Genomic DNA, 15,393 nt, shown 5'->3' with positions numbered 1-15,393 from the left:
GGCGCCGCTCTCCTTTTCTTATGTCACGAGATGATTGCGGTGGGCATATACGGCTGCCTGCGTGCGGTCACTGACATCAAGCTTTGACAATATATTCGTAATGTGGGTTTTCACCGTTTTAATCGTAATGAACAACTCTTCACCAATCTCTTTATTCGTCTTGCCTTCCGCGACGAGACAGAGGATTTCCAGTTCTCTTTTCGTCAGCGTTTCATGCGGAAGCTGATTCTCTGAATGGCGCAGCCTTGACAGCACTTTTCCCGCCACTTTCGACTCAAGCTTCGGTTCACCCTTGGCAGCCGCTCTGATGGCTTCTGCTATTTCTGCCGCCTTGGACGTTTTCAGCAAATAGCTGAGCGCTCCCGCTTCGATCACCGGATACACTTTGTCGTCATCAATAAAGCTCGTCAGCACGATGATTTTCGGGTCATTGAGTTTCGCGCAGATCTGTTTTGTCGCTTCGATGCCGTCCATGCCGTCCATGACAAGGTCCATTAAAATCACATCCGGCAAAAGCTCTGCGGCCAGATCGACGCCCTGCTGCCCGTCTGATGCTTCACCGGCGACTTCAATGTCCGGCTGTGCTTCTAAAAATGCGGCCAGACCCATCCTGACCATCTCATGATCATCAATCAGTAACACTCGAATCACTGTCGTTCTCTCCTTTTGTTTTCTGATAAATCGGGACTTTCACGTCGATCTGCGTGCCTTTTCCCTTCACGGAGATAATTTCCGCTATGCCGCCGATTTCACTCGCTCTTTCCTTGATGGAATGCAGCCCGTATGAGGATGCTTTCACTTGATCCATCGTAAAACCCGCCCCGTTATCAATGACTTTAAGCTGCAGCTTTTGATGTTTCGCGCCGAGTCTGACGGTGACCTTGGTCGCCTTTGAATGTCTGAAAACGTTGGAAAGCGCCTCCTGCACGATGCGGAACAGATGGTCTTCAACACCTTTTGACACACCCGTATCGCTGATGTCCCACTCAATATCCAGCGGCTGCTTCGCTTTGAACTCTTTTAACAGCTCAATCAGCCCTTCTTTTAAGCCTTTTCCTTCTAAAGTGACGGGCCGCAGATGCAATAGCAGCGCTCTCATCTCGTTTTGCGCTTCCCCCGCCATATGTTCAACCATGCGAATCCGTTTGACGATTTTGTCATCCGCATCTTTCACCTGCTCTAAGACGGCGGATGTCATCATAGAAATGGCAAAGAGCTGCTGGCTGACGGCATCGTGCAGATCGCGCGCCAGCCGCTGGCGTTCTTCAGTGATGACCGATTTTTTCATTTGATCCTGCCATTCCGCCCGCTCGTTGGAGAGCTTTTGCAGCGATGTGACCTGGAGCTCGACCCGCTTGGCCATTTCGTTAAGCTGATCTGCCGCCAGGCCGATTTCATCATCGCCGAGCGGCGGCACCCGATAAGCGAAATTGCCGTTTTCAAATTTCAAAACCGCTTCAATCAGTGTATCCATTCTTGTTTTCAGGCGGCCGCCGTATACATAACCGGAAATCAATCCGGCCGAAAGAGACGCCAGAAGCAGGATGACCACAAACGGAATACCGAACCAGCCGGAAGAAAACAGCAGCATCGGGTCAAGCCCGTAATACAGCAGCATCAGCGTAATAAACACCGCACAAAGGAGCAGACTGAGCCCCGCAGTCATCCGCATGGCGCGCCACTGAATATTGGCGAGTAATTTTTTCCTCATAAATACTTCACATCCACATCGCCGATGAATAAAGAAATTGAAATTTTAATCCGCCGCGGCGAGTCGCCGTACTCAGACGATACTTTATAAAGATTCGGGCTCATGCCGCTTTTCTTAGAGCCGAGCAGGTTCATATCGCCGATAAAAGCCGATGAACTGACGGACACTTCGATATCCGGCGGGACGTACACATCGACATTGCCGATGACACCGCTGATGGTCATCGTGCTTTCTCCTTCGGGAATCATCGCTTTTGACAAATCAATTTTCACATCGCCGATGAATCCGGAAACATTTAAATCATTCAGCTCAAACGGGTCCTTCATCATCCGGAGCTCGCCGATAAAAAAGCTGCGGAGGTCCGGCTGTCTGCTTTCCGTCTGGGCGGAAGGCTTTGGCTGCTCTTCTTTTTCAAGATTGATTTTCTTCTCTTTATGTTCATACACGCGCTTTCCTTTCAGGAGCCTGTAGCCCGCGTATATGAGAAAGGCGGCGAAGGCATAGCCGAACAGGTTAAAGGTGGCGCTGAACAGGTTCCTCAAAAATAAAAAAGCGGCGAAGATATACAGGACGGAGCCGAGCCAGCCGCGGGAATATTTATTAAAAATATAGCCTGTGATCAGAAAAAAGAGCGGCCAAAACAAGAAGTCGCCGATGCCGATAATACGCAAAAACATGCTGACGCCTAATAAGGCGATGATAAGTCCGAGAATCTGTTTTTTTGCCATCAGCTGCCTGCCCCTCCTTTCCTTGACTATTGCAGTGCAATATTGCCGCTCGTCACTTTTATATCAATCGGCCTGGCGCCGCTGCCCTTCATACCGGTGAATGCCCCGCCGTCCTTACTCGTTTTCTCAAAGGAATAAGACGGCTGAATCCTTCCGCTTGCCGTCTCGGCGTTCACCGTAAAACTTCCGTCTTTCGGCAGGCTGATCGCTGCGCTGCCGCTCGCAAGCCTGACGGATACGGGAGCATCCGCCGTCTCAAGCGAGGCGTCGACACTGCCGGAAGCGACCCGCACGTCAAGGGCGCCCGCCGCATGTTGAAGCCCGACATGTCCGGAGGATAAGCGGATATCCCCCGTTTTCGCCGCAAGGCCTGATGCTGTGAGGTTGCCCGACAGCCCCTTCGCTTCAAACACATCCGTCTTCACGTGCTTCAGCGACATATTCCCGCTTACAGAACGGACGCCGAGGTGCGCAAGAGACAGCCCCTTGTTTCCGTCAACGGCAATGGTGCCGCTTGACGTATGGACGGTGATGTCCCGGTGATAATCATACGGAATGCGGACAATCAGCAGGGGACGCTGAAAGAGATTCAGAAATTGGAACCCTTTCTCCTTCGCTTTGAGATTGAGGGTTTTTCCCCTGCTTTGGACAAACATTTTCCCCGCCGGTCCCGCCATGTTTGCCGCGATATCATTCCGCGCTTCCGCGATGATTTTTACATCCGTCTGTTCCGATGAAACCGACAGGCTGTTGACGGCACGCGGCGGTATGCTTGCCGATTCCGCTTCTGTTTCGTACAGCGGAAAAAAACGCCCGGCAAACACTTCTTTCACCAAAAACAGACAGCAGATCAGAACGGACGCCGCCATCAGTCCTTTGGCAATCTTACGCTTCATTACGTTCCATCCTTTTTCATTCATTTTATTATAAAGGAAAAGCCGGAGAATTGATACGTGCGTATAGGGAAGAGGCGTAAAAGCGCCGATCTTCCCTTGTGCACATTATTCATGAGCCGCTTTTTGATGCTCTGTTTTCTCCAGAGAAAGCGAGCGCATTTTTTCAATCTCAGCTTCCACCTCGTCTGAATATTGGGAGCGGCTGTATTCTGTGTTCGCCTCAGCTGAAGTGCCGTATTTGACGCGGACTTCCATTTCTTCAATGCGGCTTTCCATTCGAAGAAACTCTCTGTAGGCGCTTTCACTGTCAATTTTGTCGAAAGAAGCGTTCATATGTTCCTTCGCTTTTGCCGCGTTGGCGCGGGCGATGAGCGCCTGTTTTTTATCCTTTACGTCGCGGAGGCGCGTTTCTAAAGTTTCCAGCTGCTCTTTCAGCTCTGCCAGCTGTGTTTTCGCCTGCTCATACGCTTTTTCATGTTCGGCCGCTTTTCCCTCAAGGTATTTCATTTCAGTCAGCGCCTTTTTCGCAAGCTCCTCTTCCCCGGCGTCAAAAGCAAGCTGAGCCTGGTTTTTCCGTTTTGCCGCCGTTTCGGAGGCGTCTTCCTGTTTTTTCTTAAACTGATGGACGATCGTGTGCTGTTTGACAATCGTTTGTTTCGCCTTAGCGATGTCACTTTCCATATCACGCACATATTGATTCAGCATGACTTTCGGATTTTCTAATTTATCAAGCCCTTCGTTAACAGATGCGACGAACATATTTCTTATTCTTTTTAAGACCATTTTGTCTTCCTCCTTATTTTTTCTTCAGAAATTCTTCCCATTCAGTGTCAAATCCGGATTGATAGCCCGGTGATGCCGCTTCCGGTTCATACTGGCGGGAAGCGGTGTCTGAGCCGCCCTGCTTCATCATCTTCCACCCGAAATACACCATGGCGCCGGCCAGTCCGATGGCAACGATAAATGGAAGAGAACCGACGAGAATCATAGCTCCGATGAAGCCCGCGATGATGCCCGATACCGCCCGGCCTTTTGAAAAACGTTTGATTCCCCAGTAAAGCATCAGGCCTCCGATCGCCAGCGGGATGATAAATGCGAAATGGCCTCCTCCGAAAAAGACAGAAAGTCCGAACACAATCAGCAGAAAGCCGCCTGCCGTTTTTACATTTATATTCATGCAGATCCTCCTTTCGTTTTCCTTGTCTTTACTATAAACAAATCCCGCGGCCGGCAAAACGAGTCAGAGATTGATTTTCATATCAGACCGGAGTCGTATAACCCCCCGGACCTTCGCATAAAAAAACACCGCTGCACCGGACGGCGCAGGGCGTTTCACGAAAAATCTATATTCTGATGCTCGCTTCTTTTTCCCTGATGAGATCTGAGCGTTCAGCTTTGGCCAGCTTCGTAAAGAGCAATATTCCGAGACCGGACAGGACTTCAACGAGACCGCCGGCGGCAATGACTTTTCCGGGACCGAAGGCGTTAGCCGCGTATCCGCAAAGAACCGCGCCGAGCGGAATGGATATGTTTGAGATCATATGGATGACGGCATAGACTTGCGGCTGATCATCATGGTCCACAGACGTCTGAATAATCGTATATTCCGGCACATTAATCGCGCTGACGGCAGATCCGAACGCAAACGCGGCGAGGAAGACGAGCGGCAGAAAAGTGTTGAGGCCGGTGATGAAAAATGCCGCCCCTTCTATGATTCCCGCTGACACAAACAGGAGACCGTATTTGTTCACCTTCACCTTAGCCAAAATAAAACCCATTAAAAAGGCTCCGCCCGTGCCTGTCGCTTTCAAAAGCGAGTAGATGATCGGCGGCATGTTTAAATCTTCGGCGACATAAACGGCAGAGAGCGCCTCCCACGGAGCGGCCGCAAAATTCATGAAGATACAATAGATGGCGAGCGGGTATAAAATCTGGTGTTTCCTGACAAGAACGAAACCCCGTTTGAGCCTTCCGAAATACGTCCCGCGCTGTCTGACGGCGACGGTATCCTCTTTGGCATGCTGGACTTGGTATGACATAAAGAGTACGAGAAAACCTGATAGAAGATAGAATATAAGAGCGATAAACAAAGAATAAGCGGGACTGATAAATGTTAAGAACACCCCGCTCAGCGTAATGGCGGCAAGTCTGACGATCTGGCCTGATGACTGGATGACCGCATTCGCTTTCTGCAGGCTGTTTTCTCCGACAATATTGGGGATTAATGAGATAGATGCAGGATTATAAGCGGCTCCCGTGGCTGAATGCAAAATCATGAGAAGCATGACAAACCATAAAGGAGAAAAACCGTTAAAGTAACAGACCGGAATGATCAACACGACCGCCGCGCGCGTGAGATCGGAGAAATACATCCAGAACTTCAGCGTATGCTGCTTCATAAAAGGCCCGGTAATCGGCGCCAGCATCGCCTCCGGAAGGAACGTGACCGCAATGAGCAGGGACGTGCCGATCGCGCCTTCCCCGTCAAAAATCAAAAACCACAGAATGGAATTAAAGGCAAAACCGTCGCCCGACAATTTAACAAGCCTCGAGATAAACAGAAGGGTGAAATTTTTATTCCAGATGCTCTCGCTCTTATTATATGTATCCATCTATCAAATCCCCCATTATTTTACAATGTTTCTTATAATATCTCATTTTTTAATTTTTCAGTCAATAATGCATAAGATACATTTTCCTTCTGTCAATAAAGGTTCAATTGATGGATATCTCTATAAAAAAACAGCCGGCTTGCTGCTGCCGGCTGAACAAAACGTTATTCATCATCACGGAATACCGCGGCGCTTCTTTCATACTCTATATCCTGAACGCCCTGTCTTGCGTTAACTGCTCTTGCCGCCGCGAAAAAATAATCAGACAGGCGGTTCAAGTAACGCATCACCGTATCGTTTATCTCTTCTGTTTTGCCCAGTTTCACGACGAGACGCTCAGCCCGTCTTGTGACGGTCCGCGCGATATGAAGCTGAGCAGCCGCCTTATGCCCGCCCGGAAGAATAAATTTCTCAAGCGGGGGCGCTTCAGCCGTGTAACGGTCTATGCAGTCTTCCAATGCGGAAATAGATGTCTCTCTTAATGTATAGCTTCTATGTTCAGTGACCGTCGCCAAGTCGCCGCCGCAGTCAAACAGCTCATGCTGAATGTTTCGGAGTTCGGCTTTCACATCACCGCAATTCTCACAATTATCTAGCTCCGCAAGCGCAAGCCCGATAAAGCTGTTCAGCTCATCGATCGTCCCGTAGCTTTCAACCCGCAGACTGTCTTTATCCGTTCTGCCGCCGATCAGGCTTGTCTGTCCTTTATCGCCGGTTTTCGTATACAGCTTCATTGTTGTATTCCTCCTTCTTCCGCCGCTTTTACACATACCGCGGTTCCTCTTCTGACGGCTCTTTCCGCGTGAGGGACGTCCATTGCCTCTCCTGTCTGCAAGGCACAAATGGCAATGTCGCCTTTTGCCTGTCTGCCGGAAAGAGCCTGCATTCTCGCTTCAGCCGCTGCCGTTAACAGCCGAACAAATCCCTGTTCCGATAAACGTCCGCTGATCAGCACCCAAACGGTATACTGCGCAGTCACGGCTATCGTAACCGAATCAAACGTACGGCAGATCAAACCAGCTGCCGCCGAGCCGGAAAGCCGGCGGCTCCACGAAAAGCCCGGGCCGTCAGATGCGGTTGACAGCATTCTGAACGGCCGTTCTGTATGAAGCGTTACGGTATTTCCGCTTTTGTTTATCAGAGAGGCGAATGGAACGCCGGCGGGCTCTCTTTCCTCCCGCGCTTCCGGCATGAAAGCGATCAGCGGTTTCGGCGACGATTGCCGGGCAACAGCGCTGACGGTAATGCCGTAAATGTCTTCAATCGTCTCTTTTTTCAAAGCCTGATCCGGTGGCTGCTTCGGAAAAGCGCGTCCGTCTTTCATCATCAGGAGCTGATCACAATATTGGCTTGCGGCGTTGAGGTCGTGAAAAATACTGATGACCGTCAGGCCTCTTTCTCTCGTCAGCCGCTTCACCGTATCAAGCAGGTCTTTTTGATATTTGAGATCAAGAAAGGTCGTCGGCTCATCCAGACACAGCACCTCAGGCTGCTGAGCCAGCGCCTGCGCCAGATAGACGCGCTGCCGCTCCCCTCCGCTCAGATTGCGGACGGATTGCTGTGCATATCGGTCGATGCCCGTCATTTCCATCGCTTCCCGGACAATGTCTTCGTCATGTTGATCCATCTGTCTGAAGAGTCCTTTTTGATACGGGTATCTGCCGAAGGACACCGTTTCCTTAACGGTAAATGTAAAAGCTTGCTCCGTATGCTGCGGCAAAACGGCCATAATTTTCGCAAGCTCCCGCGGCTTGTATCTGCCCGCGGGCCTGCCTGCGACGAGCACCTCGCCCTTTGACGGAGAGAGCATTCCCGTCAGCAATTTCATCAGCGTTGTTTTTCCCGAGCCGTTCGGACCGAGTATGCCGACAAATTCACCTTTTCCGGCGGTAAAACTGACATCTTCTACAATCATCCGGCCCCCGTACCCGCCGGACAGGCTGCTCACTCTGATCATAAGCGTTTCCCTCCATGATGCTGGCGAAGCAGAATCAAGGCAAACACAGGCGCTCCCGCCAAGGCCGTCATAATGCCGATCGGCAATTCGACAGGCTCAATGACGGTGCGGGAAAACAAATCCGCCAAAATGAGAAACCCGGCGCCCGTCAATGCTGACAGCGGCAGTAAATGGCGATGATCCGTCCCCCACAAAAGCCGTGTCACGTGGGGAATGACAAGGCCGACAAACCCGATCGTCCCCGAGACGGCAACCGCTCCTCCCGTCAGCAGAGATCCGGCGGCGATCATCAGCAGTTTTCTTTTTCCCGTACTGACGCCTAACAGCCTTGCCTTTTCTTCTCCATAAGTCATAATGTTTAATTCTCTGCCATTGATAAGCAGAAGCGCCGTCCCGGCCAGAAAAAAAGGCAGAAACAGCGCGACATAGCCCCAGCCCCTCATTGACACGCTTCCCAACAGCCAGCGGACAATCGGGAGCAGATCATTTCCCGTTAAAGCAATCACAAGCGAAATGAGAGCCCCGAGAAAAGAATTCATAATGATGCCTGTCAAAATGAGCGTCGAAACCGACATCGACGCATGAACGAGGCGGCTGAAAAACAGAACCGCCGCCATAACCGCAATGGCAGCGGCGATGCTGACAACCGGAAGTGTGAACCGGCCGATGACGGGAATCTGAATGCCGAAAAACAAGGTGATAACGGCTCCCGCCGAGGCTCCCGAAGATACCCCGAGTGTATAAGGGTCGGCGAGCGGATTTTTCAGAAGTCCCTGAAACGCCGCCCCCGCAATGGATAACGCGGCTCCGACAAGAGCGGCCAGAACGACTCTCGGCAGGCGGATATTGATCATAATATTTACATTCATGGGATCGACAGAGGATGTCCGGCCGATCCCGATCCAAAAAACGTCGGATAAAGGAATATGCAGACTGCCGATTGAAATGCCGAGTGCCGTACAAACGGCTAAAAACAGCAGGCTGACCGTGTAGGCCAGCGGGCGGTTACTTTTTAAACGTTTCAGGATAAACGCTTTCTGCAAGCTTCTCGACCCCTTTGACAAGGCGCGGGCCTGAGCGTGTGACAAGGTCAGGATCAACAGAATAGACATTGTGGTGTTTGACCGCATTGACGGCACCCCAGCCGGCGCGTTTTTCCACTTCAGCGGCCTTTACGCCGTCTGTCGTAATGATGACGTCCGGATTCATTTTGACAATCGCTTCATCCGTCAGCTGCACCCAGCCGGTCTGGCTGCCGGCGGCGTTTTTCGCATGTATATCTTCAAGCATTTCGTTCATAAACGTGCCTTTCCCCGTCGTGTAGCCGTCAGGAGACACTTCGACGAATACTTTCTTCTCGTCTTTTTCAGAAATGGCCGCCGCTTTCTTTTCTATGCCGGTAAGGTCGGATTTCATCGATTGGATCAGCTGATCCGCCTGCTTTTCTTTGCCGGCCGCTTTTCCGATCATGCTGATTGATTTGTACACATCTTGGAACGATTGCGCATCATTGACCGTTAAGACGGTGATGCCCGCATCTTTCAGCTGCTTCATCGCATCGGCGGAAGAGGACATAGAGGACGCGTGGGCAAGCACGAGATCCGGCTTCAGCGCGATGACTTTTTCAGCGTTCACATTCATATCTCCGACTTTCGGTTTTTTTACGGCTTCTTTCGGATATGTATCATTTGTCGTGACGCCTGCGACCTTATCTCCCAGTCCGAGCGCGTATGTAATTTCCGTATTGCTCGGCATGAGGGAAACGATTTTTTCCGGTGCCTGCTTTATGGTTACTTTTTCGTTCGCGGCATCCTTAATGGTTACCGGGAATGCTTCGGTTGAGACGGCTTTTTGTTTGGCCGCGCTTCCTTCTTCCTGTGCGCCGGAACAGCCGGCGATCACAAAGGCGGTGACCAAGAGCGCCGCCCAGACGGCAGTGATCTTCTTCATTCTTTTAACTCCCCCTGATTATGGTAAACGATTGTCTCTTTGACATTCGTATCCTTTTTTCGCAGTAATTATACTATAAGTCTTTAAGGCTTGTATATCCGGCCTTTTTGCATGAAAGCAAATTGTTCGTACACACTAAAATTCATCATGTATACTGTTACACAATGGTGTAATAAGGAGGATTATCATGGAATTACAGCTTGAACGAAAGCTCGTGTTGATTACAGGATCAACTTCAGGGATCGGAAAAGCCGCGGCAAAAAGCTTTTTAGACGAAGGCGCCGAGGTGATTGTAAACGGAAGAAAAAAAGAAACCGTGGAACGGACGGTTGAGGAGCTTTCCGCTTACGGAACGGTTCACGGCATCGCCGCTGATTTATCGCGTCAGGATGAGGCGGATGACCTGATCAAGCGCGCCGGCGGAATCGGGGAAGTCGATATTCTCGTCAATAATCTCGGTTTTTTTGAAGTAAAGGACTTCGCTGAGGTGTCTGATGACGAATGGACTCGGTATTTTGAAGTGAATGTTATGAGCGCCGTACGCCTGTGCCGGCGTTTTCTGCCGCAAATGCTTGAAAGAAACAGCGGACGGATTTTGAACATCTCCAGTGAAGCCGGAGTCAAACCGCTTGCGCAAATGATTCCGTATTCAATGACGAAAACGGCGTTAATCAGCTTGTCCCGGGGAATGGCGGAAATGACGAAAGGCACGAATGTCACGGTCAACTCCGTGCTGCCGGGACCGACATGGACCGAAGGCGTCGCTTCTTACATGGAAGGAGCCGCAAAGGCTGCCGGAGAAGACACGGACAGCTTCGTCCGGGATTATTTTAAAGTGAATGAACCGACATCTTTAATTCAGCGCTATGCAACCCCGGAAGAAGTCGCCAATACGATTGTATTTCTCGCTTCATCAGCTGCTTCTGCCATTAACGGCACCGCACAGCGGGTTGAAGGCGGCATCATCCGCTCCATTTAACACAAAAAAGCCCGGCACAAGGGGAACTTCCCCATATGCCAGGGCTTTTTTTACATCATGCCTGCAAACGGAACCGGCTCCCAGCCGCCCGTCTCAAGCTCTGCTGAAAACAGGCCGCCCGCATGCGGCTGCTCAAGTCTTTCGGCTTCCGTCAATTTTTCCGTCGCGGTCGTAATGTATAACGTGTTCAAATTGCTGCCTCCGAACGCGCAGCAGGTGACGTATTTCGCCGGAACTTCGATAGATGCAATTTCCTTATGCAAAAACGGATCAATCCGGACGGCGCGGCCGCCTCCGAACAAAGCCACCCACAGCATTCCGTCACGGTCAATGGTCATTCCGTCGGGAGATCCTTGCGACTCCGGAAAGCGGTAGACCGTTTTCGGATCTGATACGGCTCCGGTTTCAGGATCATATGCATAACAGACGATTTCCTGCGTCGGAGTATCAATATAGTACATCAGGTTTCGGTCCCGATCCCAATCCAAACCGTTCGAGGTGGAGACCTGGTCTTTTATTTTGGCAAGGCTGCCGTCCGTATTCAGACGGTACAGCGAAGCCTCCTCTTCTTTGCCTTCCATGCTCGTCGTTCCCGCCCATAATCTGCCGGACGGGTCGCATTTTGCGTCATTGAAACGGATATCTTCCCGCATGTCTTTCGGCTGCTTCATCTTCGTCAATGTATCTTCCCGCAGATTGTACAGGTAAAACCCGTCTTTCATCGTCATCACCAGCTCTTCCTTTGAATACAAGGCCAGAGCCGTGACAAATGACTTGAATTTAACGGAACGGTTGATTCCGTCAGCCGGAGTGAAGATATGGAGCTGGCTGCCCAGTATATCCACCCAGTACAGGCATTCCTTATCCTTGTCCCATAAAGGGCCTTCTCCGATAACTGCTCTCGTATCTGCTCGTAATGCTGCTTCCATGTGTGAACACCTCTTTTGCTTGTCAGTCTTCTATTGTTATTCCCGACAAAGCGGCGTCCAAACTCAATCTTTTTTAAAAAGAATCGTAATCACCGTTCCGGCGCTGATTCTGCTGTTGACATGGATGGTTCCGTTATGAAGGTGAACCAGCTCTTTGGCAATAGCGAGCCCGAGTCCCGTTCCTTCTGACGGCCCCTTCGTATTCGTTCCCCGGTAATAACGGTTAAACAGCTGGTGAATCGTTTCATCGTCCATTCCTCTTCCGTTATCTTTCACCTTCAGAATGAGCTGTTCGGCTGATTCCTCAAGCACGACCCGAATGGCGGTCCCCTTCTTATTATGCTTAACCGCGTTTGCCAGCAGATTTTCCAGAATACGGCGGAACCACGCTTCATCAATGGCGAAAAGAATGTCTTCCTTTTTGGTTTCAAAGGCGATGTCATAGCCTTCCGAGAACGTGTTTTTCGTAAAATCGTTCGTGACGTTTCTGATAAACGGCACGACGTTGATCAGCCGCCGTTCGATCGGGAGAGCCGCGTTTTTGAGGCGGTATGTTAAGTTTAAGTCCTCAATCAGCTTCGACATATATTCTGATTTTTCCCGGACGATCTGCCCCATTTCTTTGACTTCTTCCGGTGTCCAGTCGTATTGCTTCGATTCAAGCATCATGCTGTAGCCGTAAATCGTGCTCAGCGGAGTTTTTAAGTCATGGCTCAGCCCGGCGATCCATTCTTCCCTTGTCGCCTGGATTTTTTCTCTGTTTTTCTTATCCCGCTTCAGCGTGTCGGTCAGCTGATCCATCGATTCGAAAATCTCGGCGAAAAAGCGGAACGGCTGTTTTGTTTTGCCTTTTTTGTTTTTGCTGACCGGCTGTCCTTTGCGGTTCTTCGGCTCTTCAAGCCGGCCCTTTGATAAATTGACAAGCCATTTGATGGTATGAAACAGCGGCCAGCCGAAACGGAAAGAGTACCAGATGGTCAGGATGCAGATCATAAATACTAAGATTCCGATCAAGAGGAAGAGGGTTTTCATCACATTTCTCAAAAATGATTTGTTAAACTCGTGATCGGGGATGTACACGGGGTTCGGCACCGACGCGACCATCCATTTCGTTTTATCGAGTCTTTTAAAAGAAATTTCCCGTTTGTAATTCCACGGCTTGGAACTGTATTTCAGCAATTCAAGCTCATTGACGGTGTTCCGTTCTTTTTTCGTGCTGTTGATATCCCCGAGCAGTCTGCCGCTGTTTTCGAGAAGGTAGACCGCCCCTTTTTCCCGTTTAATATAATCAACCGTGCTTTTTTTATATTGAGAAAGGGAAGCGAGGGATGGCTCCTGTGATTCGATGTAAGTGAGAAGCTGCTCACTGGCGGATTTCCAGCCGAACAGAATCAAATAGGTCTCATCATTTATCGTGACCGTCCAGTAATTCAGCTTGTAGTTGTCAAAATTCCGGTACTGGTAAATGGATAAGAGGTCTTTTCTGCTGTAATGGCTCGGGACGTCTTTCGGCACTCTGTATGCGTAGTCCGTTTTTTCTTTGTCATTAATGATCTGCAGCCAGCCCTTCTGCTTTCTGACCGACATCTTTAAAAATTCATCGACATCCCATGTGCCGTCTTCGTTTTTATCAAGCCACGCTTCAAACGAGTCTGCCGTCGCTTTGGTCAGTCCCGCATTGGCTTCCGCTTCGCTGAAACGCCAATCCAAATAGAAGAAAGAAGCGACGGCCAAAACGGACATCAGCAGGATGACAAGCAGAAGCTGTCCGAAAAAGTGGAGCAGAAATTTTCCGCGCATTCTCATGAGCGGGTTCCTTTTTCTCCTTGATCGGGAATAAACCGATAGCCGAGGCCGCGCACCGTTACAATATAAGACGGATTGCTGGGGTCTTTTTCAATCTTTTCTCTGAGCTTGCGGATATGCACCATGACGGTGTTGTTATCGCCGTAAGACGGATATCCCCACACTTTTTCATAGATCTGATCTTTTGAGAGCACCACATCAGGGTGTTCACAGAAATATTGAAGCAATTGCAGAAGCTGTGCGGAGCAGCTGACGGGCTCGCCCCCGACGATCAGCTCGGCGTTTTGCGGCGAATAGGAAAAATGACTGTATGAATACGTTTTTACCGCCGTTTTCTCTTCGCGCTTATAGGTTCTCTTTAACGTCGCTCTGATCCGCGCCGCCAATTCGAGCGGATTAAACGGCTTTGTTATATAATCGTCAGCTCCCAATGCAAATCCTGACAGCTTATCCGCATCAGAAGAACGGGCAGTCAGAAAAAAGATCGGAGCGTCGGTATAATTCCGGATTTCGGTGCATGCTTCAAAACCGGACATGCCTTCCATCATCACATCCAGCACGAGCAGATCCGCAGTTTCATGTTTAACAAACTCAATCGCTTCCTCAGCGCTTCCGGCTGTCTTAATGTTGTGATAGCCTTCTTTGACGAGAACGCGTTTGACCATATCAACGATCGCCTTCTCATCGTCTACAATTAAAATTGACGCATTTTCCACCTTGGACGTTCCTTTCTCTTTGTTTTTTTCATCATATCATTATATGGATAAGATTTGGTACCTTTTTAGTGCGGAGGTCTTGCGGGGGAACAGAAAAGAAAAACGAGACGGACATCTCTTCTCGTTTTTCTCACGTTGTCAGAGCGGAATATCCATCATTCCGCCGCTTTTGTCAGGAGCTTTCATTTATAAGATGAAGAATAAATTCCCAAAAACCCGGCACTTCCTGGCATAACAGCATGTCCGCTTTTTCAACTATTTTAATCTTCAATTCTTGTTCAAGGTCTTCTCTTTCCTGGTATGATGTATTGCTCAGTTTTTTTTTTATCATTGGCGAAAAACGTGAAATCAAAAGTTCCATTTCGTCGGTATCTGTGTTCTCTTTGTTGAAGTCAAATGGCCCGTTCACTGCTTATTTTCCCCCTTTTTTTGCTTGTCCAGCTGCTTTCTGAGATTGTCGAGCCCTTTTTTATGAATATTGGAAATGTTCTGCCGTGATTCACCCAGCGACTCGGCAATCTCTTTCATCGTCGCTCCGTGAAGATAAATATTCGTCAGCACGCTTTTTTGTTTATCGGTTAACGTCTGAAGCGCTTCGTATAAATCACGGTTTTGGACATGCTGGCTCAAATCTCCCTGCTTCCGCAGAAACTCTTCATACGCGTCTTTTCCCATTTCATAGGGAAGCGCTTCACCTCCCTCCGGCTGATCCACCGTCAGCGGATAGCGATTCTGATTTTTACGGATGCGCTTGTCAAAATCGATGGAGAAAATCCGGATCATAGAGTTCATATATTTGATGATCCGGATTTCCTTATAAAACTGTTTAAAATGGTCGTCCAATGATTTTGCATCCTTCTCGTCTGAATGTTCCAGCACATTTTTAAATTTCTCGTAATGCTTTGGGTCACTTAAAAAATGTTTAACGATCGGATGTTTCATAATTTCCTTGCATTTTGACCGTAAAAGAACTTGATAGTCCATAAAACCGCCCCCTATTTAAATTAAATGAAAGAAAGCAAAAAAAAGTAAACTACTCCTTTCCGACTAAGATTCCGCATTCCTTATGTCCCGGATTTGCCGGAACAAAAAAAAGACCCTCAACCGGG

General features: G+C 49.5%; 17 protein-coding genes. 1 reads left to right on the top strand and 16 read right to left on the bottom strand.

Going from position 1 to position 15,393, the window contains the following annotated elements; genetic code table 11:
• Positions 1-18: 18 nt before the first annotated feature.
• The 11 genes from C5I45_RS03990 to C5I45_RS03940 all read right to left on the bottom strand — a co-directional run bounded on the left by C5I45_RS03990 (position 19) and on the right by C5I45_RS03940 (position 9,854).
• Positions 19-651, bottom strand: a complete 633-nt coding sequence (locus tag C5I45_RS03990; protein ID WP_003151798.1) for a two-component system response regulator LiaR — start codon at positions 649-651, stop codon at positions 19-21.
• Complete coding sequence (liaS, locus tag C5I45_RS03985) at positions 629-1,711, bottom strand: two-component system sensor histidine kinase LiaS (RefSeq protein ID WP_003151796.1); 1,083 nt, start codon at positions 1,709-1,711, stop codon at positions 629-631. The genes C5I45_RS03990 and liaS overlap by 23 nt, the downstream gene beginning before the upstream one ends.
• Entirely contained in the window at positions 1,708-2,439 is a 732-nt protein-coding gene (liaF, locus tag C5I45_RS03980; protein ID WP_003151794.1) for a cell wall-active antibiotics response protein LiaF, read from the bottom strand. The genes liaS and liaF overlap by 4 nt, the downstream gene beginning before the upstream one ends.
• Before the next feature lie 26 nt (positions 2,440-2,465).
• Positions 2,466-3,335 (bottom strand): LiaG family protein, encoded by an 870-nt coding sequence (gene liaG / locus C5I45_RS03975; protein WP_025853871.1) that lies wholly within the window; start codon positions 3,333-3,335, stop codon positions 2,466-2,468.
• A 105-nt stretch (positions 3,336-3,440) separates the two neighbouring features.
• A complete protein-coding gene (gene liaH, locus C5I45_RS03970; RefSeq protein ID WP_003151791.1) occupies positions 3,441-4,118 on the bottom strand; it encodes a stress responsive protein LiaH in 678 nt (225 codons plus the stop codon).
• A gap of 13 nt (positions 4,119-4,131) precedes the next feature.
• The gene (locus C5I45_RS03965; protein ID WP_003151789.1) at positions 4,132-4,512 is read right to left on the bottom strand and encodes a protein liaI; all 381 of its coding nucleotides are present in this window, start codon (positions 4,510-4,512) and stop codon (positions 4,132-4,134) included.
• A 166-nt stretch (positions 4,513-4,678) separates the two neighbouring features.
• Positions 4,679-5,947: an MFS transporter gene (locus C5I45_RS03960; protein WP_014305787.1), complete on the bottom strand. Its 1,269-nt coding sequence runs from the start codon at positions 5,945-5,947 to the stop codon at positions 4,679-4,681.
• 164 nt (positions 5,948-6,111) lie between these two features.
• Positions 6,112-6,681, bottom strand: coding sequence for a cob(I)yrinic acid a,c-diamide adenosyltransferase (locus C5I45_RS03955; protein ID WP_025853870.1), 570 nt, complete (start codon positions 6,679-6,681; stop codon positions 6,112-6,114).
• Positions 6,678-7,904, bottom strand: a complete 1,227-nt coding sequence (locus tag C5I45_RS03950; RefSeq protein ID WP_003151786.1) for an ABC transporter ATP-binding protein — start codon at positions 7,902-7,904, stop codon at positions 6,678-6,680. Before C5I45_RS03950 ends, C5I45_RS03955 begins: the two co-directional genes overlap by 4 nt.
• Positions 7,901-8,947, bottom strand: a complete 1,047-nt coding sequence (locus C5I45_RS03945; RefSeq protein ID WP_003151785.1) for a FecCD family ABC transporter permease — start codon at positions 8,945-8,947, stop codon at positions 7,901-7,903. The genes C5I45_RS03950 and C5I45_RS03945 overlap by 4 nt, the downstream gene beginning before the upstream one ends.
• Entirely contained in the window at positions 8,910-9,854 is a 945-nt protein-coding gene (locus C5I45_RS03940) for an ABC transporter substrate-binding protein (RefSeq protein ID WP_025853869.1), read from the bottom strand. The genes C5I45_RS03945 and C5I45_RS03940 overlap by 38 nt, the downstream gene beginning before the upstream one ends.
• A gap of 187 nt (positions 9,855-10,041) precedes the next feature.
• Here C5I45_RS03940 and C5I45_RS03935 point away from each other — a divergent pair, with 187 nt between their 5' ends.
• Complete coding sequence (locus C5I45_RS03935; RefSeq protein WP_014305792.1) at positions 10,042-10,833, top strand: SDR family NAD(P)-dependent oxidoreductase; 792 nt, start codon at positions 10,042-10,044, stop codon at positions 10,831-10,833.
• A gap of 50 nt (positions 10,834-10,883) precedes the next feature.
• Here the strand turns inward: C5I45_RS03935 and C5I45_RS03930 are convergent, their stop codons facing one another.
• From C5I45_RS03930 to C5I45_RS03910, 5 genes are all read right to left on the bottom strand, one after another.
• A complete protein-coding gene (locus C5I45_RS03930; protein WP_014305793.1) occupies positions 10,884-11,762 on the bottom strand; it encodes an SMP-30/gluconolactonase/LRE family protein in 879 nt (292 codons plus the stop codon).
• Between the two features lie 63 nt (positions 11,763-11,825).
• Positions 11,826-13,568 (bottom strand): HAMP domain-containing sensor histidine kinase, encoded by a 1,743-nt coding sequence (locus C5I45_RS03925; protein ID WP_003151781.1) that lies wholly within the window; start codon positions 13,566-13,568, stop codon positions 11,826-11,828.
• Positions 13,565-14,284, bottom strand: a complete 720-nt coding sequence (locus C5I45_RS03920) for a response regulator transcription factor (protein WP_003151779.1) — start codon at positions 14,282-14,284, stop codon at positions 13,565-13,567. Before C5I45_RS03920 ends, C5I45_RS03925 begins: the two co-directional genes overlap by 4 nt.
• A gap of 172 nt (positions 14,285-14,456) precedes the next feature.
• The gene (gene rsoA / locus C5I45_RS03915; protein ID WP_003151778.1) at positions 14,457-14,693 is read right to left on the bottom strand and encodes a sigma-O factor regulator RsoA; all 237 of its coding nucleotides are present in this window, start codon (positions 14,691-14,693) and stop codon (positions 14,457-14,459) included.
• Positions 14,690-15,226 carry a sigma-70 family RNA polymerase sigma factor gene (locus C5I45_RS03910; protein ID WP_088005512.1) on the bottom strand — a complete coding sequence of 179 codons (537 nt, stop codon included), beginning with the start codon at positions 15,224-15,226 and terminating at the stop codon, positions 14,690-14,692. Before C5I45_RS03910 ends, rsoA begins: the two co-directional genes overlap by 4 nt.
• Positions 15,227-15,393 lie beyond the last annotated feature (167 nt).

Origin of the sequence: Bacillus sp. ZY-1-1 (assembly GCF_003047165.1) — a bacterium.
GTDB classification, from domain to species: Bacteria; Bacillota; Bacilli; order Bacillales; family Bacillaceae; genus Bacillus; species Bacillus velezensis.
This window is presented reverse-complemented; position numbering and strand designations above follow the sequence as displayed.